General features: G+C 30.0%; 17 protein-coding genes, 4 tRNA genes and 2 rRNA genes. All 23 read left to right on the top strand.

Annotated features, from left to right (window positions below):
• Positions 1-37: 37 nt before the first annotated feature.
• The 23 genes from cysS to psc1_RS01895 all read left to right on the top strand — a co-directional run bounded on the left by cysS (position 38) and on the right by psc1_RS01895 (position 26,488).
• Positions 38-1,354: a cysteine--tRNA ligase gene (gene cysS / locus psc1_RS02005; RefSeq protein ID WP_023161522.1), complete on the top strand. Its 1,317-nt coding sequence runs from the start codon at positions 38-40 to the stop codon at positions 1,352-1,354.
• 114 nt (positions 1,355-1,468) lie between these two features.
• Positions 1,469-2,080, top strand: coding sequence for a nitroreductase family protein (locus psc1_RS02000; RefSeq protein ID WP_023161523.1), 612 nt, complete (start codon positions 1,469-1,471; stop codon positions 2,078-2,080).
• A 2,036-nt stretch (positions 2,081-4,116) separates the two neighbouring features.
• Positions 4,117-4,278, top strand: a complete 162-nt coding sequence (locus tag psc1_RS01995; RefSeq protein WP_208936812.1) for a hypothetical protein — start codon at positions 4,117-4,119, stop codon at positions 4,276-4,278.
• Positions 4,279-5,893: 1,615 nt separating this feature from the next.
• A complete protein-coding gene (locus tag psc1_RS01990; RefSeq protein WP_373375483.1) occupies positions 5,894-7,045 on the top strand; it encodes a DUF2963 domain-containing protein in 1,152 nt (383 codons plus the stop codon).
• 579 nt (positions 7,046-7,624) lie between these two features.
• Positions 7,625-8,440, top strand: a complete 816-nt coding sequence (locus psc1_RS01985; protein WP_122225293.1) for a phosphatase PAP2 family protein — start codon at positions 7,625-7,627, stop codon at positions 8,438-8,440.
• Positions 8,441-9,511: 1,071 nt separating this feature from the next.
• Positions 9,512-10,237, top strand: coding sequence for a hypothetical protein (locus psc1_RS01980; protein WP_023161299.1), 726 nt, complete (start codon positions 9,512-9,514; stop codon positions 10,235-10,237).
• Between the two features lie 1,185 nt (positions 10,238-11,422).
• Positions 11,423-11,827, top strand: a complete 405-nt coding sequence (locus tag psc1_RS01975) for a hypothetical protein (RefSeq protein WP_122225295.1) — start codon at positions 11,423-11,425, stop codon at positions 11,825-11,827.
• Between the two features lie 800 nt (positions 11,828-12,627).
• A complete protein-coding gene (locus psc1_RS01970; RefSeq protein ID WP_023161560.1) occupies positions 12,628-13,617 on the top strand; it encodes an NAD(P)H-dependent glycerol-3-phosphate dehydrogenase in 990 nt (329 codons plus the stop codon).
• 109 nt (positions 13,618-13,726) lie between these two features.
• Positions 13,727-14,011, top strand: a complete 285-nt coding sequence (locus tag psc1_RS01965) for an HU family DNA-binding protein (RefSeq protein WP_023161559.1) — start codon at positions 13,727-13,729, stop codon at positions 14,009-14,011.
• 138 nt (positions 14,012-14,149) lie between these two features.
• Complete coding sequence (locus psc1_RS01960; RefSeq protein WP_023161558.1) at positions 14,150-14,359, top strand: hypothetical protein; 210 nt, start codon at positions 14,150-14,152, stop codon at positions 14,357-14,359.
• A gap of 63 nt (positions 14,360-14,422) precedes the next feature.
• Positions 14,423-15,343 (top strand): hypothetical protein, encoded by a 921-nt coding sequence (locus tag psc1_RS01955; RefSeq protein WP_023161557.1) that lies wholly within the window; start codon positions 14,423-14,425, stop codon positions 15,341-15,343.
• Positions 15,344-15,402: 59 nt separating this feature from the next.
• On the top strand, positions 15,403-15,552 hold the full coding sequence (gene rpmG, locus psc1_RS01950; protein WP_023161556.1) for a 50S ribosomal protein L33: 150 nt from the start codon (positions 15,403-15,405) through the stop codon (positions 15,550-15,552).
• A gap of 58 nt (positions 15,553-15,610) precedes the next feature.
• Complete coding sequence (locus psc1_RS01945) at positions 15,611-16,861, top strand: aminopeptidase P family protein (protein ID WP_023161555.1); 1,251 nt, start codon at positions 15,611-15,613, stop codon at positions 16,859-16,861.
• Between the two features lie 18 nt (positions 16,862-16,879).
• Positions 16,880-16,953 (top strand) — tRNA-Cys (locus psc1_RS01940).
• A gap of 87 nt (positions 16,954-17,040) precedes the next feature.
• A tRNA-Ser gene (locus psc1_RS01935) sits at positions 17,041-17,132 on the top strand.
• Between the two features lie 252 nt (positions 17,133-17,384).
• Positions 17,385-18,809: a proline--tRNA ligase gene (gene proS / locus psc1_RS01930; RefSeq protein ID WP_023161554.1), complete on the top strand. Its 1,425-nt coding sequence runs from the start codon at positions 17,385-17,387 to the stop codon at positions 18,807-18,809.
• Between the two features lie 155 nt (positions 18,810-18,964).
• Positions 18,965-19,099 carry a 50S ribosomal protein L34 gene (gene rpmH, locus psc1_RS01925; RefSeq protein WP_023161553.1) on the top strand — a complete coding sequence of 45 codons (135 nt, stop codon included), beginning with the start codon at positions 18,965-18,967 and terminating at the stop codon, positions 19,097-19,099.
• Between the two features lie 140 nt (positions 19,100-19,239).
• Entirely contained in the window at positions 19,240-19,605 is a 366-nt protein-coding gene (gene rnpA, locus psc1_RS01920) for a ribonuclease P protein component (RefSeq protein ID WP_122225297.1), read from the top strand.
• Between the two features lie 6 nt (positions 19,606-19,611).
• The gene (locus psc1_RS01915) at positions 19,612-21,048 is read left to right on the top strand and encodes a YidC/Oxa1 family membrane protein insertase (RefSeq protein WP_373375482.1); all 1,437 of its coding nucleotides are present in this window, start codon (positions 19,612-19,614) and stop codon (positions 21,046-21,048) included.
• A gap of 678 nt (positions 21,049-21,726) precedes the next feature.
• A tRNA-Tyr gene (locus tag psc1_RS01910) sits at positions 21,727-21,810 on the top strand.
• A 101-nt stretch (positions 21,811-21,911) separates the two neighbouring features.
• Positions 21,912-23,444 (top strand): 16S ribosomal RNA (locus psc1_RS01905).
• Positions 23,445-23,509: 65 nt separating this feature from the next.
• Positions 23,510-23,586 (top strand) — tRNA-Ile (locus tag psc1_RS01900).
• Positions 23,587-23,641: 55 nt separating this feature from the next.
• Positions 23,642-26,488: ribosomal RNA gene (locus psc1_RS01895) — 23S ribosomal RNA — on the top strand.
• Together the 16S and 23S rRNA genes with 2 tRNA genes alongside form the textbook arrangement of a ribosomal RNA operon.
• Positions 26,489-26,497: the final 9 nt, after the last annotated feature.

The following is a 26,497-nucleotide window of genomic DNA, read 5'->3' as shown; positions in this document are numbered from 1 at the left end:
CTTTGTTTTCAAATCAAAAATTAAAAGGATTTCTTGCATGTTACAAATTTATAACTCTTTAACCTGTCAAAAACAACCATTTATCTCTTTAAAATCACAAGTAGTTAATATGTATGTCTGCGGGCCGACTGTTTATGACCATTTGCATTTAGGCAATATTAGACCACTTGTTTTTTTCGCCACCGTAAAAAGCTATTTAGAAACTATCGGTTTTAATGTTAATTATGTTGTTAATATTACCGATATTGATGATAAAATTATCAGTCAAGCCCTCAAAATGAAAACTTCTGAAGTATTGATAGCGCAAAAATATATTCTAGCTTTTCAACAATTATTAAAAGATCTTGACTTACAAAGTATCAATTTTTTTCCGCAAGCCACCAATTACATTCCAGCCATGATTGAACTAATCGAAGACCTTTTAAAGTTGGGTTTTGCCTATTTTACCAACCAAGGTATCTATTTTCGAATTTCTAAAATTTCTGATTACGGCAAACTTAAAAAACAAGATTTATCACAATTAAAACAAAATGCGAGAAAAATTTTAGATTCCGAAAAAGAAAACCCTGGAGATTTTATCTTATGGAAAAAAACTTCCCAAGGAATCCAATATGAAAGTCCCTGGTTTTTAGGTAGACCAGGATGGCATACTGAATGTGTGACTATGATTGAAACTATTTTTAAAACTTCACTCGATATCCACGGTGGTGGCTCTGACCTTAAATTTCCGCATCATGAAAACGAAATCGCCCAAGCCCAAGCTCGCCATCAACGCCCTTTAGCCAATTTTTTTATGCATGTCGCAAGGCTTGATTATAAACAGCAAAAAATGTCTAAATCTTTGGGTAATATCGTCTGGTGTAAAGATTTATTGCAACAATTTAGCCCTTCAGTTATTAAGTTTTTCCTTTTAAGTATCCATTATCGCAAACCAATCGATTTTTCTCTTGCTTTAATTACCCAAGCCCAAAATAAATACCATAAAATAATGGCTTTTTTGACTAAAAACGACTTCCAACTACAATTAAAAAGCATCTTAACTAAAGATTTGCACCAACCAACCATCAATGCTTTCCACCAATTTATGCAAGATGATTTTTCTACCCATAAAGTTTTTGATTTGTTAGAACAAATCATCAAACAAACCCATCAAACCAATGATTTAACCCTTTTAGCTAGCTATCAAAATACTTTAATATTTATTTTTAACGTTTTAGGACTTAAACCTGATTTCAAGCAAGCTAATGCTAACGATTTACAAACTTATGCCTTATGGCAAGAGGCAAGAAAAAAACAAGCTTTTCAGCAAGCCGACCTTTTACGTCAAATCTTAATCGACAAAGGTTTGTTATAACTTTTTTTTGATGTTATAATATCATTAGTCAAAGATAATTTGTGTCTTTACGTTTTTTAATCGCATCAAAGCAATGACAACACTTTTACCAATTAATTCCAAAAGGAAATAACTATGAATATCATAACCTCAAGAAAAGCTGTCAAAGTTTTTCAAAAAAACCATCTTATCCCCCAAAATGTTTTATCCCAAATTTTATCTGATACAATGCGTGCTCCTTCGTCTTTTAACTTACAACCTTGGCATTTTTTTGTCATCATCAATCAAGCTGCTAAAAACAAATTAAAACCTTGTCTCTACGGCAATGAGTCCCAATTAGAAACTAGCTCCGCTCTTATTTTAGTTTGCGGTAATAGTTTAAAAAACGAAACTAAAGAACCGATTTTAAGACAATCTTTTGCTGCCAAACAAATTCCTATGGAATTTCAAAATCAAATCTTAGCTCAAATTGATTTGTTATACAAGCAAAAATCAAGCGAAGAGATTACTAACGAAATTTTTTTAGAATGTGGCATCGTTTCTTTACAATTGATGTTAGCTGCCAAAAGTCATGGTTATGACACTTGTCCGATGGGCGGTTTTAATCATCGCACTATCAAAGAAGCTCTGGGAATTGCTAAAAATTATGTCCCTGCTTTGCTAATAGCGATTGGCAAAAGCGATCCAACCAAACCACTTTTACCTTCTTTTCGACTACCCTTCGACAAGGTGACGACTTATTTATAAATTAATATCAATAAGACTCTTTTTCAAGAGTCTTTTTTTATTAAGATATTTCAAACCAAAAAAATGTTAGTTTTCGGCTTTAATCATCATTACATCTTATTACAATTTATTTATTATTTGTTATAATAAGATATATTATCAGATAATAACTTATCATTTCACTATTTTAAACTTACTTTATTTTTTATTTTGCAACTTTTTTTCTTTTTTTGGGGGTGATGTTGGTGTTTTGATTGTTTTCTTATTTTTGTTGCATTTGATAGGTTTTTGTTTTTTTAGTGTTAAAAAAGGTTTTAAATCAAGTAATTTAATTTTAAAATACGCTTTTTTTGCGCTTTTAGGTTTTATCATCTATGCGTTTTTTGTCTTTTTTCTACAAACCGATATTTTCTTCAATTTCACAAGTTAATAAAATCAATAATAATCCCAGCAGCCAACCAAAAAATTTTATTTCTTGTTTAGTTTAAACCATTTAACTGTAATTCCCTTTTTTCGATAATTTTTTTATTCTTTTTTTATTTCAGTTAACCAATTTAACTTCATAACTGCAATTAATTCCAAACATCAAATCTTAATTTTTATAAAAATTTCTTTCTTATTCTTTTTTGGTAATGTTTTTTCTGTCAGTTTTTTTGATGTCTAAAATTTAAAATTATCATCTCATAACTAAATCAACCTTTATTCAAATTATCTGTTCAAAATTACAAAAATTAAATTTTGTGGACATAAAATTTGTTGTTTTTTTTTTTTTTGGTGTATAATATAATTAATAGTAGTTTTTTCTTTTGTTAATTTTGACTACTATGTTTTTTAATTCTTTTGTTTTTTGTTGGCTCAAAAAAACACAAACAATTATCTAAAAATCATCCCAAAATCGTTTTTTATTTGACTGTTTAACTCCTTTTGGTAAATTTCTTACAATATACACATTCAAAGTATTGATCTTTTTTACTGCTGCAAATCAAAATTATTTTCTGAATTTATATCAAATCTCATCAAACTCTTATTTTATACTCCAAATAACGATGTTAAAATAATTATCCACTATTTAAGGTCAAAAGTAGTAGCCACATTACAATAAATTTATACTTATAAATTGCATTTAGTCAAGTAAGTTTTTTTTGCTAACGTCCCTCATTGTATTTTTTTAATCTTTTTAAATATTTGTATCTTCCCCTTTTATTTTTCTTAAAATTTCTACAATCAAGTCAAAACTAGTCATCATCACTAACCAAACTATCTTAATATTTTTTGTCAAAATTAATTTATATCATTATTTAAAATTCAATTAAAGTGATTTTTATATGTTTTAATTTGGTTTTTTGTTTTATAATATAATAAATAGTAGTTATTGTTTTGGAATTGCTATTGACTTATTAAAATAAAAAAATCAAAAAGAAAGGTTTTACTTTTCATTTTTTTACTAATTTTTCTATTTAATAATTATATATCATAATGTTCTAAAAGCAAAAAAAGAAGTTTATGACAATAATGCTTGCACAAATAAACTTTAAATAACAAATTTAAGGAGAAAATTAAAAATTATGAATAAACGTAACAAGTTAAATAAAATTAACAAAAAATCGGTCTTAATTGTTATCGTTTCGTTGATGATCTTAACGCCGATCTTAGTTTTAGCCATTAATTGATTTTTAAGTCATCAAGATACAATTCAACATGGAAAAGTTTCTATCGGACTTATATTAAAAGAATCACAAATAGATACAAAAAAATTAGTTAACTCAAGTATTCCTAATCAATTCTTAAAAGATGATGATACTAGAGAATTTCAAGTCAAACACAAATTAAAATTAGTTCAAAAATTAACTTCAAATGATTTATCAAAGCTCCGTGTTAAATCAGAGCGTAAATTTGAAGTTAAAAAAGATGACACTCTCGATGATAATTTAGCTAAGTTATTTCATTCACGTCTTGTAGTTGATCAAAAAATAGTAACAGATAGTTGGGATCAAGCTTCTTTATTAAGTTTTCCTTCTTTTTCTGGCACACAAGAACAAGAACCAGAATTATCAATAATGATTTTGGTTTGTGAAAATGACCTTCCTGATGTTATTTTGCCAGAAAATGCCACTATCACAATGACTAGCACTTATACTATCACTGATCCGAACGGAAACCCACTTCCAAAACAAGACCCAATTACAATAAATACTCCGATGCCACCATTACGAATTTAAATTAATTCATAACTACAACAAGAGACTTCAATTACTAATTGATGTCTCTTTTAATTTTAGTTCTTCACTTAAACAAGTCAATCCCAAAGGCTTCCCTTTGATCCTTCTTCAACTTTTAAGTATTTTTTCCTAGTTAAGAGATGATTAACAATTTATTACAATATTTAGTAATCCTTACATTTCCGATCCTTTTTTAATTCTTATTGCAGCTGCGACATTGCATTTATTCTATTTTTGTCCCAACCGAACTAAGAATAACCAAAGACTTTTAAAAAAACAAATACAATCGATCAAATCTAGAATCGCGCTAGCTTTCATTTTTGTCAATTTAAACAGTATTGAGTCATTTTTAGTCGGTTTTTACAAAGGATCAATTAAAAACTATAAAAATAATTAAAAGTCAATAGCAAAACTAACTCCCAACAGGCTCATTTTGTTAGCCTAACTTCAAACTTTTAAATCTTTTAAAATCACTTATTTTGGCGTTTATCATTGTTGTCTTTGACAAAAAGAACGACAACCAAATTTAAATTTTTAAAAGAATAACCAAAAATTGTTTTTCTAATTTAAAAAACTATCAAACCCCTTTTTTTATCATCACAATCATAAAAAAGAAAAACAAATGTCATCAAAAATAACTTACTGCCTTCGAACGCCAACTAATGATTTTTACCAAAAAGATCACAGGTAATATCATTATAAAAGTCAAGTAGCTAAACAAAGAAACAAGGTAGCATCAAGTAAAATTCGAATAATTCAATGACTACTAAACTCCAAAAGAGACTAAAATATCATCAAGTTTTTTTATATATTAAAAAAAGAAACAATAATTCACTGCAATTAATTTATAAATCATAAGCAAACGTCCTTAGTTAGTTTTTGCCAAGAACAAAACAACTACTACCAAAGGTAAATAAAAAAATAAAACATTCAAAATCAAAACATCTTTCTAAACTCCCTTTTAACATTTTTATCATCCAAATTATTAGACACACTTTTTATCGATTTTTACAAAGATTAAAATAAAATACTTGCAAAACCCCAAAACCCAGCTAACAAAACCGCTAAAACACGTCCAGCTTGTTTGTTTTTTAAAAAAATTATTTTGTAAAGTTAACCCCCCATTAAAGCTAAGCAAATAAAACAAAGAAAGGGTAAGTGATTTGGTTTTATCAATTCTTTTTTAGTTTTTCATCCCTCATATCATCACCTTTTTTAAAACTTTTAAAAATCAATTATAACAAACTAAAAAAATAAACTATAAGGGATATTAAAAAGAATATCACATCATCAACTATCACACAAGGACAAAGGAGTAGAGCAACTTTATCGCCAAAAACTAGCCATCAAAGCACAAAAAGCGTATCGGCAATCCAACGGAAAAAAATTAGAAGCACAAAAAATAAACTAAAACAAGAAAACCACAACAAGGCATATAAAAAGAACATCTAACAAGCCCAGCAAGGGCCAAAATAACACGTTATAAAGAAAGTTAAAGAAATAAAACCCCTACCTTACTAACTAAGACAAAAAATACAACTTACCCAAAGGCAATACATCAATTATATCAAAAACCATTTTTTTCCAAATCTAAAAGAAAGGAGAAAAATCAACCTTGAAACAAGCTAAAAAAACAGTAAGTATCTTCTTTTTAAAAATCATATTAATAATTATTGCTCTTTTAATCGTTATAAAAACTGTTTTCCCTGATCCTGTGTCTAACAGTTTAAAAGCAGAGTCAACAGACCACACCCAAATCTCACCAGTTTACTACATTGAAGAATTTGATCCAACAACTAGCAACCTAGTTAAAAAAACTTTTTACCAAAAAGACGGACAAACTAATGACATAATCTTCGAATACGATAAAACCACTGGCAAGATCATAAAACAAACAAATTACAACCAGAACAAAACAATTAACTACATCTTTGAATATGACACCAATCAAAACTTTTTAGCATGGCGTCCACCGAATGAAGAAGAAATTGCAGCAACAACATCTACCTCAGTCCCATTCCAAAACACTTACAATCTGTCTGCTTCTGAATTTAACCCTTATTTACATGTTCATAGGGTCGATCAAATTCAATATCATCACAGCAGCTTGTATCAAGACTTTCAAAATAACGTCTCCCAGGCTACTAATTACTACGACTACATCAACAATTGGAAAAATAATGCCGAAATTAAACCACAAAATTACACATATGAGACATTAGATCAAATAGCACAAAAAAAACCCACCATTACTTTTTACGATATTAATGGCCAAGAGCATCATTTAACCTATTATCATCAACAGTCTTTTTTGGCGCGTTGGAATTCTTCTTCTTATTATGCACTAAATAACGATTTAAAATTTTACCCACAAAATTTATTGAGTTCCATCATCAGTAATTCATCTCAAATAATAAACCAATATCTAAGTACAAAGCCGCCTCCCGCATGCCCTTCTAATATGAAAATTGTTTATAATTCTCAAAATGGCAACAAGCAATCTTTGACCGAATTTAACCAAAACAGCAAGCCAACCAAAATAACTCAATACCAATCTGACGGAAAAACTATTGACACTATATTTCATTACAATGATGCTGGCCAAAAAATTAAAGAAACTAAGTACCGAGACAACGGAAAAACTATTTTTTCTATAACTGAATACAACCCAGAAACTGACCAACGATTAAAAAAAACTGTTTATCAATCTGACGGAATAACAATTGATTACACAATTGATTACACCTCTTTACCACCAGATGATTAAAAAAATTGTAAATAAATTCATTTTTAATACCTAAATAGGCTAGTTTTTGCAACTAGTCTTTTTTTATTTTTAAGAAAAAAAGCATTTTAAATGAATAATTTTTTTAACAACCATTCAAAACTCTATCAAAAAATTTTTTTAACACAACTTCGTAAAAAAATGAAAAAACTGTTGACCTTTTAGGAAATATTGTTGTCTTATAATATGAAAGTAATCATTGTTTTATCTTTTTTTACTCCAACTTATTGAATTTTTGTTTAAAATATAAAAAAATAATAAATAACAACAAAAAAACAACCTATTAAAAATGCGCTCAAAATACTTACATTTTTTTATAACACCCCAGTGCCAAAAAAGTAAATATTTCTTTTTAATGTTCCTTCAAACAAAAAGAAAATAGCAAATTTTCTACAATAAAGCGTAATCAATTTATTAATATATATTTTATTAATAACTTTTGCCAAAAATAAAAATAAAATGTTATAATATTAAAGAATGTTTTTTATATTGTGAAATTTAAAGTAAATTCATAAGTAATTATGAAGATAAAAAAAGTTGATAATTAAAAGGAAAATAAAAATGCAAATCATCAATACTTTAACAAATTTATTAAAAACCAATAAACAAGGAGAAAAAAAGAACTTTAAAAAATATTTTTTAAGTTTTTTTTTATTAATCGCCTTGCAAGTATCAATTTATATTATCTCGGGATTGTTAATTAAAGATTCACCACACTTAACAAAATATATTTGCCAAAAAAATGATTCAGAAAATAATGGTTTTTGGATCCAAATTTTAAATTTGGGTTTTGATGGAAAACAGGGTCTTTCTGATCAAGTTTGTGAAAAATTGAAATGGACAGTGATATTTTATTCTTTATTTTTCCCTTGTGTTTATGTTCTTGCTCCTTTTTTAATATATAAATATTTAGATAAAAAAACAGAACGACAATTACTAATTTCTTTATTTATTCTTGTAATTGTTAGTTTAGGATTTTTTATCATATTTCCGGTTGAAGTAATCACCGAATTCCAGTTTAAAAATTTAAAGCCAAAAAAAAATATAATTGATTGGATGATATCAAGCATATATAAAGCCGATAATAACAGTAGATTTAACTCCTTACCTAGTTTACATGTTGGGTTAAGTTGGTTATGCTATGTTGGTTTTCGCAAGAAACAAACCAAACCAATTCCTAAAACATTAGTTTATAGTAAATTATTTTTTTGTATTATGGTTTTTATCTCGACTTTTGCGATTAAACAACATTATATCATGGATGGAATAGTAGCAATTCTTTTAGTTGAAATAATTTTTTTTTGTGTTGGTAAGTGGATGGATAAAAGTAGACAACTCTACTTAAAACCATCAATAGCAATTAAAAAAACATTATAATATTTAAAAATTAAATACTACAAAACTTAATTGTTTTTAAAAAGGCAGTTTAGTTTTAATTATCTTATTTTTAATTCAAAAAAATACCTCAATTTCTATTCACACAATATATAAAAGTGAATGTAAAAAAATATTTTTTTAAGATATAATAATAGCCAAAGACAAAATATAAAAATAATTTAATAAATCATCGTTGGTACCAAAGAGGCCTAAAAACCAAAATAGTAAGAAAGCCTGATCAAACCCTTTTTTTAAGTAGATATGATAGGTCAGTTATTTGAAAAAATAACAAATTACAGCAACTCATAAAAGCGAGTTAAGATCAGTTAGTAGCAAAAATTAAAGAAGCAGCCCAATCAAATCGTTTCACAGATAAACCTGCATGGCCTAAGAAAAAAAGCAGATATAATACCAAAACCTACGGGCAAAAATACCAAAAAAATCTCTAAGTTCGGAGTCTAATAAAATAATATTTTTGTTTTGGTTAGTTTATTAATTGAAAAAAACAAAAATTTTAACGTAACTATCAGCGATTCTACACAACAGTACAAAACTGACAAAAAGAGTTTTTTTAGTAGTCAAAAAATTAAAACTTTATTTAGAAAAATAAGGACAGTTCACCTTTCAGGACGAAGGTTAACAACTTTTATAGAATAAAAGAAGTTAGCAAACTACTAACAAACAGTATGTAGATTTTCCAAAGAACTAAGACCCAACAAAGAAACGATAATGTAAAGGAAATAAAGCAGACCTACTGACAAGCCACAAAATAAAAAACTACAATTTAGGTGATAAAACAGCTAAGCATTTGAAGGTTTAATGTTGACAGACAAAAATCTACAAAGTTTGTAAAAAGCCGTGCGTTTCAAAACTTGCCCGCTTCGTGCAGACAGAGACGGATTGTAGTATATACAGTATGGCTCGTTTATAACAATCCCAGTTTATCTATCCATATTATAAAATCATAGTTATATAAAAAAACTACTTTACAAAAATTAATAAATTATAAAATTTCTATTTTAAAAGTATTATTCAATTTAAAATTTTTAACAAAAAGGTTTTTATAATTGTATGAATATATATAGTTATCAAAAAAAATATATAGATGTTGTTTCTAAAAAAAAGTATTATATGACTTTAATTATTACTTTTATTATTGCTTTTTTTAGTATCATAGAAAGTTGTTCTAATACAAAAAGATATTGTTTTTCACTTGGTTTATTTACCAGACAAAATACATTACTAATTGCTCTTTTTTTTCTTTTATCTTTGAATAATACATTTAGAAACTCCAAAAGTTACTCTTATATAAGTTTTATCTGTTTAATGAATTGTTTAACGGTAGTCTTTTTTTGTTTATTGGAGAAAGAAAAGATTCCTATTTTTTTGGAACACAAAATACTAACTTCAAGTTTTATCTTTTATTATTTTTTTATTGACAATAGTGTTATTAATATCCAAAAAAAATATATTGGCTTACTTTACCCTTTAATTTATTTTGTGATAATTTTTGTGATAGGAATAAGCAACCCATCAGATTTTCCTTATATAAGAATGCAATTTGTTTTTGAAGAACTAAAAAACAACCATCTCTTGCATTTCTTATTAACGATTACTTTCTTATTTACTTTAATAATGTTTTTATGTTTATGTTCTTTTATGGCTTGTTTGAAAAATAAACTGATGAAAAATAAAACTAATATAATCTACATACAAACTTATCAAAAAAGATTTTATTTGATTATTGCTTTATATATATTTTATTCTTTGGTTTATTGTTTTTTTTTGAAAACTTAAATTTTTTTAAAGAGAGGCCATCTGACTGCTGATTTTATGATACTCTTTTTAGTTTTTAATTGATTGTGAAGTGTTTATAGTTTCTAAATGTTTGATAAATTAGATAAAAAAATAAGAAAAAAAGGTTAAGAACAAAAAGAAAAATATTGTTGTCTGTATTAAAAATGCGGGAAGAAAAATCTAAACATTATTTACCATTTTAGTAGTTATTATTTGTTCTTTGTTTACAATTGCCTTTCTTAATGAAAATTACAAATTATTTTTCTAAACAAAAAAAAGAACCAATCCAATTGATGGGATGCAGTTCTAATTTTTGAAGTTGATGCACAGGTAGCAATAATGAAGAAAAAACTTTTTACTGATTTTAATTTCGAATTTAAATAAGAAAAAAATACACTCATTTAATTACTATCAACTACAAAGCAATTTTTAACCCAAATGAAATTGTACTTGAAGGTTTAATGTTAACAGACAAAAATCTGCGCAGTTTGTAAAAAAAATGTATGTTTGGCAACTTGCCCCTGCTGCGTGCAGACGAAAGTGGATTGTAATAAGTGATAGCAAAAACACAAATTCTATCACCAAAACGCAATTTATCTATCTGTATCACCTCATTGTGCCAAAATTTTATACAACTTTTAATTTTATAAAATTATTCTTTCAGGCTAACTTAAAAATTAGTCTTTTTTTATTTTAAAGATTTAAAAAATAATTCCTTTTCTATTGCTAAAAACATTTTTAAAAAAGATTCGTATATCAAAAAAATAATCATTTAAAGATTTTTTTAAAGAAACTTTGATATTTTTATTTAAAAAATAACAACATTAAAAAGTAAAAAAATACAATTAATTTTAAAATCAAAAATTAAAAAAACTTGACAACTTTTAAATTAGTAGTATAATGAAAGTGTAATTATGTGTTCTTCAAAGATGAGGTTTGATTATGAAAAAAACAACAATACAAAAATTAGTTATATCGAAAGACATATAATTATATAAAGATAAAAAAGTATTTAATTTTTTTAATATTGCAAATCTATGAAAAAGAGGTGTTAATTAATTGAAGTTATTATCTATTTTTAAAAAAAATTACAAAAAGTAAAGTATAGCATAGAAATTTTAGAACAAATTAAATAATGTATGACTGCCAAAAAATGCATCAAATAATTAAAAGGAGGCAAAAATAATGATAGATATTATTAGTATGTTAAAGTTAAAACGATTTTTAAATACCTTATTGGGATTTATGATTGTTTTTGGAGTGATTTTTCTTTTTGTTAGAGCTTATTTAAAAACTAAAAAAGTAGAAACAAAAAGATTCAAAATTATCAAAACTATTGATGACGTTAAAATTGCTATGTTACATTGTAAAGATGATATGTTAAAACAAGCAATTTCCATTAGAATTAAAACCATTTTAAAAAGAATTAATGATTTTACCGTAAACACACTTGTAGCTGGTGAATTTTGGTCTTTTTTGTTAATAGGAACTTTTAGCAATAGACAATATAATTTAATCAATAACGAATTAGAAGAACATTTAGAAACATTAGCCAAAATACAAGTTCAATTACCAAAACCAATTATATAAAAAATAGAAAAAAATAAATATCAAAAATATTAACGAACACCTAAAATAAAAAGAAAGTTAACATATAAAATTTTTAATTATGACTATCTTTATTAAATGGTGCTATTTTAGTTTTAAGTTTAATTACCTATTTACATCAAATTAAAAAAATGTTTAAAATTACTAATAAAGTAAAACAAAATTTTGTTATTTTATTTACTTTGATTTTTATAGGTATTTTGTTGCAAGTATTTTTATTTTTAGGTAATAAATCATTTGTTTTTTCTACCAAAACAGCGATATTAATACTTGCAATATTTTTATTGTTCAGTATTTTAGAATTTATTTTGACTGCTTTTATATGGATAATTGTTCTAGATAAATTAAATCAATATGTAAAACAAAAATTACTTAAAAAAATATGCATCTTTATTAGTTGTGTTAATGTCTGGGAGTTTTATTTCGCTATTTTTTTGCCATTTTTAAAATAATGAAACTTATTTTATAAAGTATAATAGTTAGTAAAAAAGATAAAATAATTTTTTTATTGCACAATAAACTTATATTAATTGCAAACCACATTTCCCGAGGTTAAAAAAAAGGTCTTTATTTGCTTTTGTTAGATTTTTTTAGCGACATTAGTTAATTAAAATGTTAAAATAAAAGATAGTTATTATTAAAGAATTTTTATCAAGTTTAATTTTCTTTTTGAACTAACTATTTTTTTATTTTTGACATATTTTGTCATCTATGCTTTATTTTTTGTCAAAATCAGGAAACATCTTCCTTTAATTAACCTTAAGAAAGGGTTTTCTTACTTTATGAATATTACAATTATTGGTGCCGGAGCTTGGGGTGCTACTTTAGCGCAAGTTTTGACAGATAACAAGAATCAAGTTTTAGTTTATGATATTAACGAAACTTATCTTAAACGCATTAAACAAGGTAAACATTCTATTTTTGATGCTCCCTTGACTAATGTTAAAGCTGTTTCTGACCTTAAAGAGGCTTTGTTACATTCAGATTTATTAATTTTAGCAGTTCCCCTCAAAGTCATGCGACAAGTCTTGCAACAAATATCTTTATTGGTTAAAACCCCCAAAGCTTTTGTCAACGTTTCAAAAGGGCTTGAACCATTAACTTTTTTGCGTGTTTCCCAAATTGTTGCACAAGTTATTCCAGCTCCTCTTTTAAAAAATTTTGCCTCTTTGATGGGTCCATCTCATGCCGAAGAGGTGATTTTAAGAAAATTAACCCTTCTTACTGTTGCCTCCGAAAATGCTTCTTTTGCTGTCGAAATACAAAAAATATTTTCTAACCCGCATTATTTCAAAGTGTATACCTCTTCTGATTTAGTTGGTAACGAAATTTGTAGTTTTTTTAAAAATGTTTTAGCCTTAATTAATGGTATTTTAGTCGCCAAAGAAAAAGGCATTAATTCTCAAGCTGCCTTGATGAGCCGCGGTATTTTAGAAATGTCACGTTTAGTTGCTTTTTATCAAGGCAATCCGCAAACAGTTTTAGGGCTTCCTGGGTTAGGAGATTTAATTGTGACGGCTTTTAGCTCTTATTCAAGGAATTTTAACGCCGGGAAAAAAATTGGACAAGGACTTACTTATCAGCAAATTATTGCCGCATCTAGTCAAACTATTGAAGGTTTTCAAACCCTGCAAGCATTATATGATTTACAATTAAAAAATCATCTTGATTTGCCCTTAATTGAGGCAGCTTATCAATTAATTTTTAAATTAAAGTCTTTTGAACTTGTGATAAATGAGTTAATGCAACGACCTTTTAAAAATGATTGTTAAAAAAAATTAAAAAACGCATAAATGATAAAATAATTGTTTGTTTTTTACTTGTAAATGTTTTTTTTGATGTTATAATAAATACGTAATTTAAAAGAAAGGAAGGAAAAAAATGAGCAAATTAGAGTTTTTAAGAAGATTAGCTGAAAGTCACGGCGTTAGTCAAAAAGAAGCTGACAGATTTTTAAGTAGTTTTGTTGAAGTATTGTCTCAAAGTCTTCAATCATTTGAAGAAGATGAAAAAGTTACTTTAACTGGTTTTGGCACTTTCGAAGTGAAACGAAGAAACGCTCGTCAAGGTAAAAACCCAAGAACCGGCAAAAATATTGATATTCCAGCTAAAACAGTTCCCGTTTTTAAATTTAGCAAAAGTTTTAAAGATGTTTTTGTTTCTTAAAAACATTAATCGTTAATTTTTGAATATCTTTTCGACAAAAAACAAACTTTTTAGTTTGTTTTTTGTCATTATATTACCTTACCTTTTTTATCCATTTGAGGCAAATTTTGTTCTTTTAGAAAGTAGGCGATCGTTACAGTGAAAACTTTTCCAAAAAATTATTTAATCGGGCAAAGAGCAAGAGTTGAAAACGAAAAAGAAATTGCAGTCATTACCCGAATTGATTTTGAACGAGGTTTTATTTATTTATTGTTTAAACGTATGCGCGAAGAAAAATACCCTTTTCCACAAGCTTTAGAACAAAACTTAATTAAACCAATCATATCTAAAACACATAAAAAATATTGAATTTAGTAGTATAAGAAATTAATTTATTTTTTTGATTTTTTTAACTATAAAAAGGAAAATAATATGTTTATTCCACAGAAATTAAAAAAAATATTTTTTTGTAATCATTTTAAAAGATCTAATATTGTTTTCCTTTTTTTAATGTTGGCTATTTCTTTAATGATTTTGGTTTTCTTTAATGATTTTAAAAAAGCAACGGACAAAGATGTAAATTATTTTGTTTTATGTAAATATGAACCTCCTGAATTCGTTGAAGGTGGAATTTTAGATTATAGTAAACATGGTTTTTTCCCAGGACATAATACTTTGGTTAAAATGATCTTTTATTTTACTTATCAAAGTAATTTATTCGTTTTAATCATCTATGCTTTGTTTTTCACCAAAACCCGTCAAAAAAAATGGTATCATTATGCCATTTTTACTTGTTTAATTAGTATTTCGATGACAGGGTTAATTTATCATATCGTTATTGATAAATTTGCACATTTTAAAAAATTTGATTTCAAAAACTCTTATATTATTTCTCATTTACAACACACCCTTATTCCTTTAACTTATTTATATTTTTATTTTTTTGTTAACAATTTTGCTATTTCTTATAAAAAAATATGGGTAGGATGGTTGCACGCTTTAGCTTATATGGTTTTTTTTAGTTTATTTTCTTTTTTTATGATGCAACCGTATTGGAAAAACCTGTCACCAGGCCAACGAATTATCAATAGTCAAAAAGACGCTGAACAAAGAGATCCTTTTAAAATATTTCCTTATACTTTTTTTTCGCCTTTGAGTGAAGATCAAATTATACCGCCAGAAAATTTAGGAAAAAAACAATATTGTTTTGTTTATGTCGGTTATAAGTATGTTTTTAGATTATATTCGCTGCTTTTTGTCATTATTGCTTTGATGACTTATATTCTTTTATGGATCAAAAAAAGAATGCTCTATCAAACAAAAAAATTGATCAAATTCACAAGCAAGGCATAACTTTTTCATTTTTAACTTTTTTTTGATATAATATTATTATGTAAGGAGGATAAAATAACATGCGTGATTTAGTAAAATTAGTTTGTACCGAGTGTAAAAGACAAAATTATCATACCGACAAAAATAAGAAAAAAACTCTTAGTCGCTTAGAATTAAAAAAATATTGCCCTTTTTCCAAAACACACACTTTACATCGTGAAAAAAAATAAACTTTCGTCTTTTTTTAATGTTTGAAGTTAAATCAAAAACAAGGGAAATATATTTTTTATGTTTGAACAAAATAGAAAAAATTTTATTGACAAAATGAAACCAAATACTGTGGCTTTATTTTATTCTGGTAAAACCATCATTAAAAGTGCTGATCAAACTTTTCCTTTTGAAGTAAATCGTAATTTTTATTATTTAACTGGTATTAACCAACCTAATGTTATTTTATTGTTAACAAAAAACGCTCATCATTGTCAAACTTTTTTGTTTTTGGAGGAAAGCGATCCACAAAAAGTTTTGTGGGATGGCGATCTTTTAAGTTTTTCTGCTGCCTCTCAAATGGCTAAAATCGCTTTAACTAATGTTAAAAAAATTCAATTTTTTCATTCCTTTTTATTTCAAATGATCAATCCTTTAAGAAATTCTGCTAACTTTGATATAGATGGTTTTTATTTTGATTTATCAAGACAAAATCAGGCACAACAAGCTAACAGTTGGGCTTTAACTTTTTGTCAAAAACTTCTTTCTTCATATCCTTTTTTAAAAATATATAACAGCTCACTTTTTTTCATGTCTTTGCGGCAAGCTAAAAGTGTTTATGAAGTTAACAACATCAAAAAAGCTATATCTATTAACTGTCAAGCTCTGCATAAAGTAATAACTTCACTTAAACCTTTGATGTATGAAAACCAGATAACAGCTATTTTTCATGGTTTTTTAGAGGCGAATCAAACCAAACCATCTTTCGATTCCATTACTGCTTCAGGCAAAAATGCTTTAATTTTGCATTATAATCGCAACAATTCGCAATTAATGCCAAATGAGCTTTTATTAATTGATGCAGGGGTTACTTATAATCACTATTCTTCTGATATCACTCGTTGTTATCCAATTAGTGGTGTTTTTACCACTTTACAAAAACAAATTTATAATTTAGTTTTAAAAGCGAATAAAGAAATTATTGCCTGGGTCAAACCAGAACATACTTTTACTCAATTAAATCATTATGGCAAAACCATTTTAGCAAAAGGGTTAAAAGAATTAGGCCTTTTAGAAGATGTTGCTAATATTGACCAATATTGTTATCATGGATTAGGACATCATTTGGGTTTAGATATTCATGATGTTTGTAATTATTCTGATATTATCGGTGAAAATAGTGTTATTACTGTCGAACCTGGTCTATATTTCAAACAATTTAATATTGGTATTAGAATCGAAGATAATCTTTTAATTACCAAAGATGGAGCAATTAATTTATCGCACCAAATCCCTAAAGAGATTACAGAAATACAAGCTTTAATGAAATAATTTTAAAGCATTCTTTTGGGCCCTGTAGCCAAGTGGTAAGGCATGGCTCTGCAAAAGCTTGATCATCGGTTCAAATCCGTTCAGGGCCTCCATTTTAATTTTTAGGTTTTTGTTATTTTAATTTGAAACTTAATCAAACATTAAAAAATTTTTTGCAAGTTCAAAAAGGAATTCGATCAGGAGTAGTACTCAAGTGGCCATAAGAGGCGTCCCTGCTAAGGACGTAGTCCGAGAAATCGGTGCAAGGGTTCGAATCCCTTCTGCTCCGCCATTATTAATTTAACTAAACTTTTTTATTCATTTAAAATATGTTAATATCGTAAATATAAAAATAATTTTTAGTTTATTATATTTTCTAAATTGAATTCATATTTTTTTAAACTCTTAAAAAAATAAATATTTTAACAAATTATTGTTTGACCTTGTTTTTTTAAATATTTATTTTTTTATTCTTTTATCCACAATTTTTTGTTTTTCAAAATAGTTATATCCAAAAAAATAACTGTATAAAGGTCATGTCAAAATGAAAACACTCAAACGAGTTCAAAAAGTTACCTCACGTTTAGCTGATTTTGGTAAATGGTATACAGATATTTGTTTAAAAGCAGAATTAATAGCCTATTCCGATGTCAAAGGTTTTATCATTTATTTACCTTATGGTTATGCTTTGTGGGAAAATATCCAAAAATATTTGAATGATAATTTGCAAAAAACCGGTCATCAAAATGTTTATTTCCCTTTGGTTTTTTCTGAAAAACTTTTTCAAAAAGAAAAAGACCATATTCAAGGTTTTTCTCCGGAAGTGGCTGTCATTTCGTCTGTTGGTCAGAGGCAATTATCTGAAAAATTAATTATTCGTCCGACTTCTGAAGTTTTATTTTCGCAATATTATGCTAAAAATATCAGTTCTTATCGCCATTTGCCGAAATTATACAATCAATGGTGTAATGTTGTTCGTTGGGAAAAAACAACCAAACCCTTTTTGCGTGGTAAAGAATTTTTATGGCAAGAAGGACATACCATTCATGCAACCGAACAAGAGGCCATCAATCAAACCTTATCCATAATTAAACTTTATCAAAAATTAGGTAAAGAATTATTGGCCTTGCCTTTTGTTTGCGGTCGAAAGACCGAAAAAGAAAAATTTGCCGGCGCTTTAGTAACTTATTCTTTAGAAGCTTTAATGTATGATGGTCAAGCTTTGCAAGCCGGAACTTCACATTATTTAGGAACTAATTTTGCTAAATCCTTTCAAATCCAATTTCAAGATAAAGATCTTCAAAAGCAATACGTTCATCAAACTTCTTGGGGTGTTTCGACTCGTCTGATAGGTGCTTTAATTATGGTTCATAGCGATGATGAAGGTTTAAATTTCCCTCCCTATGTTGCTCCTATGCAAATCGTTATTATTCCTTTGCAACCGCAAGATAAATTAGTACGAGTCACTGCCAAAAAGCTATTTGACACTTTAAAAGAAAACTATCGCATTCATTTAGATTTGCAAGATAAGACTCCGGGTTGGAAATTTAGCCAATATGAACTTAAAGGTGTCCCTTTGAGAATTGAAATTGGCAAACGTGATTTAGCCCAAGATGAAGTCACTGTTTTTCAAAGATATAATTTTAGCAAGCAAAACTTTAAAATTACAACTTTAAAACAACAAATTCCTGTATTGTTAAAAACAATTCATAACAATATGTACGAACGGGCATTAAAACATTTAGAAGCTAATCAAAAGCAAGCCACCACTTATGAGAAATTCAAACAACACCTACAAAAAGGTGGGTATGTGGCAATGAGCATTGCAGGCACTGAGGCTGAGTTGCAAATTAAAGAAGAAACAGGTGCAACTGCAAGAATTATTTTAGATACTCCTTTAATTACTACTAGTTGTCCTGTGACCAATCAAAAAGCATTACATACTGTTTTATTTGCTAAAGCTTATTAAAATGAAGCATTAGAAAATATAATTAATATTATCGAAACACCAACAATTATTTTCTTTTGTAATTAATTAGTTATTATTAGTTTTTGCGCTATTGACAATTGATGATAAAAAAGTTATAATTAAAAAAGTGTGTATAAATAGAAAAGAGGTTTTTTATGAAACGAACATATCAACCTAGCAAAATCAAAAGAAAAAGAACTCATGGTTTTAGAGCTAGAATGGCTACTTCAGGCGGATGTAAAGTGCTTGCCCGCAGAAGAGCCAAAGGTAGAGTGAGATTAACTGTTTAATCATTAAGTTTTGTTAAGCAGATCCTCATTCCACCATTTTTTTTAGTTAAAAAGAGTTTTACTTGTTATTGCTTTGTTTTTAACGAATTATTTTATTGTTTTGCATGCAAAAAAATTTCTGTTTTAGGATCATTAAGCAAATGAAAAGAAAATACATTCTTAAAAAAGAAAGTGAAGTGACAACCGTTTTCCGATCTAAAAAAAGATGCGGTAACACTTGCTTTATGATTTATTGTTTGCAACAAAATATTAGCCCTCATTTTAAATTTGCTTTGAGTATTGGTAAAAAGTATGGCAAAGCTCATCAAAGGAACTTAATCAAAAGGCGTTTAAGAGCTATTATTAGTAATTACGCTTCTAGTTTAAATCAAAATATGTTTTTTGTGATTGTAATTAGACCGCCAGCTCAAAGTTTGACTTTTCAAGAATTAAAAGCTTTATTTGTTAAATTTGCTTTTAAAATTCATTTATTACCAACAAATAATCAAAATAAAGGGATTAATTAAAAATGTATGAAAAATAGTGCTTTGAAAAAAAATTTATTTTTTTTTGCTGTGATTTCATTAGTATTAGTTTGGATGTTGTGGCCACCAAAACCAATTCAAATAGATATTTTAAAACAAGTATCTATTAAAGAAAATGAAGGAAATGAAGAAAAAAATTTTGTTGTTTATGTGCTTGATAAAAATTTTCAAGACATTAAGGTAAACACAAAAGAAGGTTATAATAAATGGCTGGAAGAAAAACGCACTGAAAAACTTTTTTTCGGTTTATTAAAAAAAAAGGAACTAATTGAACCAGAATCTCTTCCTGAACTAATTAAATTACCTTTTGTTTTTAAAAATAATTCTTCAACAGACGAACAAAAAATTAAAATTGTTCAAGATTTACTGACAGTTCCAGCTGGCACTAATATCGAATATATTAAAGAAAAAAAATATCAAAAATTAGTAGATGATTTAGAAATTCGAAATAATAAAGAATTGAACATTGAATTAAATAAAAAGGACCAAACCGCTATTGAAAAACTTAAAAAAACTTCTTCTGATAAAGCTTTAGAATTAGAAATTCCAGTAGTTGAAGGTCAAAAAATTCCTTTATTTGTCAATAATGCTTATAGTCCAGTACAATGGCCTAAATATCTTGATTGGAGTTTTTTTGGTTATTTATGGAATGTTTTAATTATTTCAATTAGCTCTTTTTTATATATATTTTCAACCTTTTTCACTTCTTCTTCTGGATTTTTTTTAGGCAATTTAGGATTAGGTGTTATTTTGACTACTATTTTTATTCGAACCCTTACCTGGCCAATTTATACTAAAACTAGTACTTTTAGTATGAATATAAATTTAATTCAACCTGAAATTGAAAAAGTTAAACAAAAATATGCTTTAAATAAAGATCCTGCTTCTGCTCAAAAAATGCAGTTAGAAATTTTAAAAGTTTATCGCAAAAATAATTTTAGTTTTTGGGGTTTTTTACTTTCTTTTTTACAATTACCTTTATTTATCGCCATTAACCAAACTCTAACTCGTTTTATTATTCCTGGTGGTATTTTTAAAACTGATATTTTAATTGAAAAAAAATTTTTAGGTTTTATTAGTTTAAATCCTGCAAAAGAAAAAGATCCTTTAGTTCTTTTTTTGTTGTCTTTTTTAGTTGGTATTACGATGTTTATTTTAAATAAAATTAGTTTTAAAAAACCTGATTATTTAAAACCATCTACCCATCATTTAACTTCAGAACAAAAAATGAAAGCCAAACAATCAGAAAAAACGATGAAAATAGTAAGTTTTGTTATGATTGGAATGATGGTTTTTTTCTCTTCTTCTAACTCGATTTTGTCTTTATATTGGATTGTAGGAAACACTTATACTATTTTTCAAACTTTAATTACTAGAAAACACATGGAACAAAAATATCTTGCATTAAAAAACAATGCGCTTTAATTTTTGCGCTTCAACTTAATAAAGAAAATTTAATTTTTTTGATTGATAATTTAAATATCAAAAAAACTCATAAAGTTGGCACTAGCCTAAAAAACACAACTACTTTTAAAACAAAAAATTAAGCTAAATTTTTTATTAAAAATAAACAGTTTAGCTTTTTTTAAACCGTATAAAAAGAAAAAAATGCGTTCAATCCAAAATAAGCTTCATTAAAAATTGTAAATATTTAAAAACATATAAGAAAAATATTAGTATCTATTTTAAGGTTATATGATATAATCATTTTTTTATTTATTTTTTCATATGATACTTTAAAATAGATTTTATAATTATTTAACTTTAGAAGGTTTGAAAGAAAAAAGAATTAAAATCTTAAAATGAGAATAACAAAAAACTTAGAAAGCAAAATTAAAATATAAAGCTCAAGTAAAATATTTTTTTAACTAACCAAAAAAAAGTTTCATTTATTGACTTTTTTCAAAATATTTTGCTTTAAATTTAAAATTTATGTTATAATAGTTGAGTTATATTATAATTATTTGCATTTTTTTAGATTTAAAAACTTTTTGGGATAAAAAAATACTTTTGTTAAATTAATAAAAAGGTTTGTTTTTTTGAATTATCTATGCTATAATATTTTAGGTAAATTGAATTATAGTTTATGATAATTTTAATTTTGGAGGGATAGCGAAGTGGTTAAACGCAGCAGTCTGTAAAACTGTTCCGTAAGGTACGGTGGTTCGAATCCATCTCCCTTCACCATTAAACTTTTTTGATCTTTGAAAACTGAAGATGATACTTATTAATTTTTTAATTTAATTAAAATTTTTTCAATCAACTAGTTTGGTTGTAAAAAATACAAACATACGAAGAGTTTGATCCTGGCTCAGGATTAACGCTGGCGGCATGCCTAATACATGCAAGTCGAACGGAAGTTTAAGCAATTAAACTTTAGTGGCGAACGGGTGAGTAACGCGTAAGCAATCTGCCCCTAAGACGAGGATAACAGTTGGAAACGACTGCTAAGACTGGATAGGAGATAAGAAGGCATCTTTTTATTTTTAAAAGACCTAGCAATAGGTATGCTTAGGGAAGAGCTTGCGTCACATTAGTTAGTTGGTGGGGTAATGGCCTACCAAGACGATGATGTGTAGCCGGGCTGAGAGGTCGAACGGCCACATTGGGACTGAGACACGGCCCAAACTCCTACGGGAGGCAGCAGTAAGGAATTTTCGGCAATGGAGGAAACTCTGACCGAGCAATGCCGCGTGAACGATGAAGTATTTCGGTACGTAAAGTTCTTTTATTAGGGAAGAAAAGATGGTGGAAAAACCATTATGACGGTACCTAATGAATAAGCCCCGGCTAACTATGTGCCAGCAGCCGCGGTAATACATAGGGGGCAAGCGTTATCCGGAATTATTGGGCGTAAAGGGTGCGTAGGCGGTTAAATAAGTTTATGGTCTAAGTGCAACGCTCAACGTTGTGATGCTATAAAAACTGTTTAGCTAGAGTTGGATAGAGGCAAGTGGAATTCCGTGTGTAGTGGTAAAATGCGTAAATATACGGAGGAACACCAGAAGCGAAGGCGGCTTGCTGGGTCTTAACTGACGCTGAGGCACGAAAGCGTGGGGAGCAAACAGGATTAGATACCCTGGTAGTCCACGCCCTAAACGATGAGTACTAAACGTTGGATAAAACCAGTGTTGAAGTTAACACATTAAGTACTCCGCCTGAGTAGTACGTACGCAAGTATGAAACTTAAAGGAATTGACGGGACTCCGCACAAGCGGTGGATCATGTTGTTTAATTCGAAGGTACCCGAAAAACCTCACCAGGTCTTGACATGCTTTTGCAAAGCTGTAGAAATACAGTGGAGGTTATCAGAAGCACAGGTGGTGCATGGTTGTCGTCAGCTCGTGTCGTGAGATGTTGGGTTAAGTCCCGCAACGAGCGCAACCCTTGTTGTTAATTGCCATCATTAAGTTGGGGACTTTAGCAAGACTGCCAATGATAAATTGGAGGAAGGTGGGGACGACGTCAAATCATCATGCCCCTTATGACCTGGGCTACAAACGTGATACAATGGCTGTTACAAAGGGTAGCTAAAGCGTAAGCTTCTGGCGAATCTCAAAAAAGCAGTCTCAGTTCGGATTGAAGTCTGCAACTCGACTTCATGAAGTTGGAATCGCTAGTAATCGCGAATCAGCATGTCGCGGTGAATACGTTCTCGGGGTTTGTACACACCGCCCGTCAAACCACGAAAGTTGGCAATACCCAAAGCCGGTGGCCTAACTTGAGCAATCAAGAAGGAGCCGTCTAAGGTAGGGTTGATGATTGGGGTTAAGTCGTAACAAGGTATCCCTACCGGAAGGTGGGGATGGATCACCTCCTTTCTAAGGATAAAGTTATCATCTTCAGTTTTGAGAGACTTAAGAAAGTTTTTCATTTTTTAAGATTCGGGCCTATAGCTCAGCTGGTTAGAGCACACGCCTGATAAGCGTGAGGTCGGTGGTTCAAGTCCATTTAGGCCCACCAAAATAGGTCACATCTTAAAAAGCTCTTTGAAAAGTAGATAAACAAAGGTTAGAAAATTAAAGGAACTAAGGGCGCACAGTGGATGCCTTGGCACTAAGAGCCGATGAAGGACGCAATTAACGGCGATACGCCACGGGGAGCTGTAAATAAGTGGAGATCCGTGGATTTCCGAATGGGACAACCCGTTGCATTGAAGATGCATCATCCTTGAAAAAGGAAGGAAACGCAGTGAACTGAAATATCTAAGTAACTGTAGGAAAAGAAAGTAATAACGATTCTGGTAGTAGTGACGAGCGAACCCGGAAGAGCCTGATGCTATTTCTAGTTACCAAGTTTTTGTCAAGTAGAAGCTTTTGGAAAGAAGCACCATAGAAGGTGACAGTCCTGTAAACGTAAGCAAAGACCTAGAGCATCGATAAGTACGGCGAGACACGAGAAATCTTGTCGGAAGATGGGAGGACCATCTCCTAAGGCTAAATACTACTTAGTGACCGATAGTGAACTAGTACCGTGAGGGAAAGGTGAAAAGAACCCCGAAAGGGGAGTGAAATAGATCCTGAAACTGTGTGCCTACAATTAGTCAAAGCTCGTTAATGAGTGATGGCTTGCCTTTTGCAGAATGAACCGGCGAGTTATGATATGGAGCAAGGTTAAGTTTGAAGGAACGGAGCCGCAGCGAAAGCGAGTCTTAATAGGGCGTTAAGTTGCATGTCATAGACCCGAAACTGAAGTGAGCTAGCCATGAGCAGGTTGAAATTTAGGTAAAACTAAATGGAGGACCGAACCAGGACACGTTGAAAAGTGTTTGGATGACTTGTGGCTAGAGGTGAAATTCCAATCGAACTCAGAGATAGCTGGTTCTCCCCGAAATAGCTTTAGGGCTAGCGTTGATTTGGTTATTTGGTGAAGGTAGAGCACTGAATGAGTAAGGGCTCCACCTCGGGGTACCGAACTCAATCAAACTCCGAATGTTATCAAATAAAATCAGCAGTCAGACTGTGGGTGATAAGGTCCATGGTCAAAAGGGAAAGAGCCCAGACCGTCAGCTAAGGTCCCCAAATTGATGTTAAGTGGCAAAGGAAGTGAAGACGTTTAAACAACTAGGAGGTTGGCTTAGAAGCAGCCATCCTTTAAAGAGTGCGTAATAGCTCACTAGTCGAATGACTCTGCGCCGAAAATGTATCGGGGCTAAAACATCATACCGAAGCTACGGATTAAAATAACTTTCGAGTTATTTAAATGGTAGGGGAAGCGTTCTGACATCAGTGAAGCCATAGCGGAAGCAGTGGTGGAGAGGTCAGAAGTGAGAATGCCGGTGTAAGTAACGAAAAGATAGGTGAGAATCCTATCCGTCAAAAACCCAAGGTTTCCAGGGCCAGGTTCGTCCTCCCTGGGTTAGTCGGGTCCTAAGGTGAGAAAGAAATTTGTAGCCGATGGCAAGCAGGCTGAGATTCCTGCACTAGTTAATCAACTGATGGAGGGACAAAGTAGGCTAGACACACCCCTTATTGGATTGGGGTAGAAAAACTAAGTCTGAGAAGATAGGCAAATCCGTTTTCTTGTTTAAAGATAAGGTTTGAAAGTAAAGTGATTGACGTCAGACTTTCAAGAAAAGCTTCTAGGGCTAATTGATTAACTACCCGTACCGTAAACCGACACAGGTGGGAAGGTAGAGTATACTAAGACGCGCGAGCAAACTCTTGTTAAGGAACTCGGCAAAATGACTCCGTAACTTCGGGATAAGGAGAGCTTTTATTAAAACTAAAAGCCGCAGAGAATAGGCCCAAGCGACTGTTTATCAAAAACATAGGTCTCTGCTAAACCGTAAGGTGATGTATAGGGGCTGATGCCTGCCCGGTGCTGGAAGATTAAAAGGAAATGTCAGGAAACGAAGCATTGAATTGAAGTCCCAGTAAACGGCGGCCGTAACTATAACGGTCCTAAGGTAGCGAAATTCCTTGTCGGGTAAGTTCCGACCCGCACGAAAGGCATAACGATTTGGGCGCTGTCTCAACAAGAGCCTCGGTGAAATCAAATTACCGGTGAAAATGCCGGTTACCCGCGACAGGACGAAAAGACCCCATGGAGCTTTACTGCAACTTAATATTGAAATTGAAAATAATATGTACAGGATAGGTGGGAGACTGTGAACAAAAGACGCTAGTTTTTTGGGAGTCAACCTTGGGATACCACCCTTGTTATTTTTATTTTCTAACCTGTGCAAGTGGATTGCAAGGGACAGTGTTTGGTGGGCAGTTTGACTGGGGCGGTCGCCTCCTAAAGAGTAACGGAGGCGTTCGAAGGTTCCCTCAAAATGGTTGGAAATCATTTGTAGAGCATAAAGGCATAAGGGAGCTTGACTGCGAGACTTACAAGTCGAGCAGGGACGAAAGTCGGACTTAGTGATCTTACGGTACCGAATGGAAGGGCCGTGACTCAACGGATAAAAGCTACCCTGGGGATAACAGGCTTATCGCTTCCAAGCGTTCACAGCGACGAAGCGGTTTGGCACCTCGATGTCGGCTCATCACATCCTGGAGCTGGAGAAGGTTCCAAGGGTTGGGCTGTTCGCCCATTAAAGTGATACGCGAGCTGGGTTCAGAACGTCGTGAGACAGTTCGGTCTCTATCCGTCGTGGGCGTTGGAAATTTGAAAGGAACTGTCCCTAGTATGAGAAGACCGGGATGGATATACCGCTGGTGTTTCAGTTGGTCCGCCAGGGCCACAGCTGAGTAGCTATGTATAGAAGGGATAAACACTGAAAGCATCTAAGTGTGAAGCCTCCCTTAAGATGAGATTTCCCTATGAGATCCCTGAAAGACGATCAGGTTGATAGGCTAGAGGTGTAAGAAGAGTGATCTTTTCAGCTGACTAGTACTAATAGATCCATTGACTTTAATTTTTTAACCCG

Source organism: Candidatus Phytoplasma solani, assembly GCF_041729705.1.
GTDB classification, from domain to species: Bacteria; Bacillota_I; Bacilli_A; order Acholeplasmatales; family Acholeplasmataceae; genus Phytoplasma; species Phytoplasma solani.
The sequence above is the reverse complement of the archived record's forward strand: the minus strand, read 5'-3'. Positions and strand labels throughout refer to the sequence as shown.

Excerpts from the sequence above, each read along its gene's own strand:
- psc1_RS01915 (WP_373375482.1), top strand. The coding sequence starts at position 19,612 with ATGAAAAATAGTGCTTTGAAAAAAAATTTATTTTTTTTTGCTGTGATT.
- cysS (WP_023161522.1), top strand. The coding sequence starts at position 38 with ATGTTACAAATTTATAACTCTTTAACCTGTCAAAAACAACCATTTATC.
- psc1_RS01955 (WP_023161557.1), top strand. The coding sequence starts at position 14,423 with ATGTTTATTCCACAGAAATTAAAAAAAATATTTTTTTGTAATCATTTT.
- psc1_RS01975 (WP_122225295.1), top strand. The coding sequence starts at position 11,423 with ATGATAGATATTATTAGTATGTTAAAGTTAAAACGATTTTTAAATACC.
- psc1_RS01965 (WP_023161559.1), top strand. The coding sequence starts at position 13,727 with ATGAGCAAATTAGAGTTTTTAAGAAGATTAGCTGAAAGTCACGGCGTT.
- rnpA (WP_122225297.1), top strand. The coding sequence starts at position 19,240 with ATGAAAAGAAAATACATTCTTAAAAAAGAAAGTGAAGTGACAACCGTT.
- psc1_RS01980 (WP_023161299.1), top strand. The coding sequence starts at position 9,512 with ATGAATATATATAGTTATCAAAAAAAATATATAGATGTTGTTTCTAAA.
- psc1_RS01995 (WP_208936812.1), top strand. The coding sequence starts at position 4,117 with ATGATTTTGGTTTGTGAAAATGACCTTCCTGATGTTATTTTGCCAGAA.
- psc1_RS01970 (WP_023161560.1), top strand. The coding sequence starts at position 12,628 with ATGAATATTACAATTATTGGTGCCGGAGCTTGGGGTGCTACTTTAGCG.
- rpmH (WP_023161553.1), top strand. The coding sequence starts at position 18,965 with ATGAAACGAACATATCAACCTAGCAAAATCAAAAGAAAAAGAACTCAT.
- psc1_RS01945 (WP_023161555.1), top strand. The coding sequence starts at position 15,611 with ATGTTTGAACAAAATAGAAAAAATTTTATTGACAAAATGAAACCAAAT.
- psc1_RS01985 (WP_122225293.1), top strand. The coding sequence starts at position 7,625 with ATGCAAATCATCAATACTTTAACAAATTTATTAAAAACCAATAAACAA.
- proS (WP_023161554.1), top strand. The coding sequence starts at position 17,385 with ATGAAAACACTCAAACGAGTTCAAAAAGTTACCTCACGTTTAGCTGAT.
- rpmG (WP_023161556.1), top strand. The coding sequence starts at position 15,403 with ATGCGTGATTTAGTAAAATTAGTTTGTACCGAGTGTAAAAGACAAAAT.
- psc1_RS02000 (WP_023161523.1), top strand. The coding sequence starts at position 1,469 with ATGAATATCATAACCTCAAGAAAAGCTGTCAAAGTTTTTCAAAAAAAC.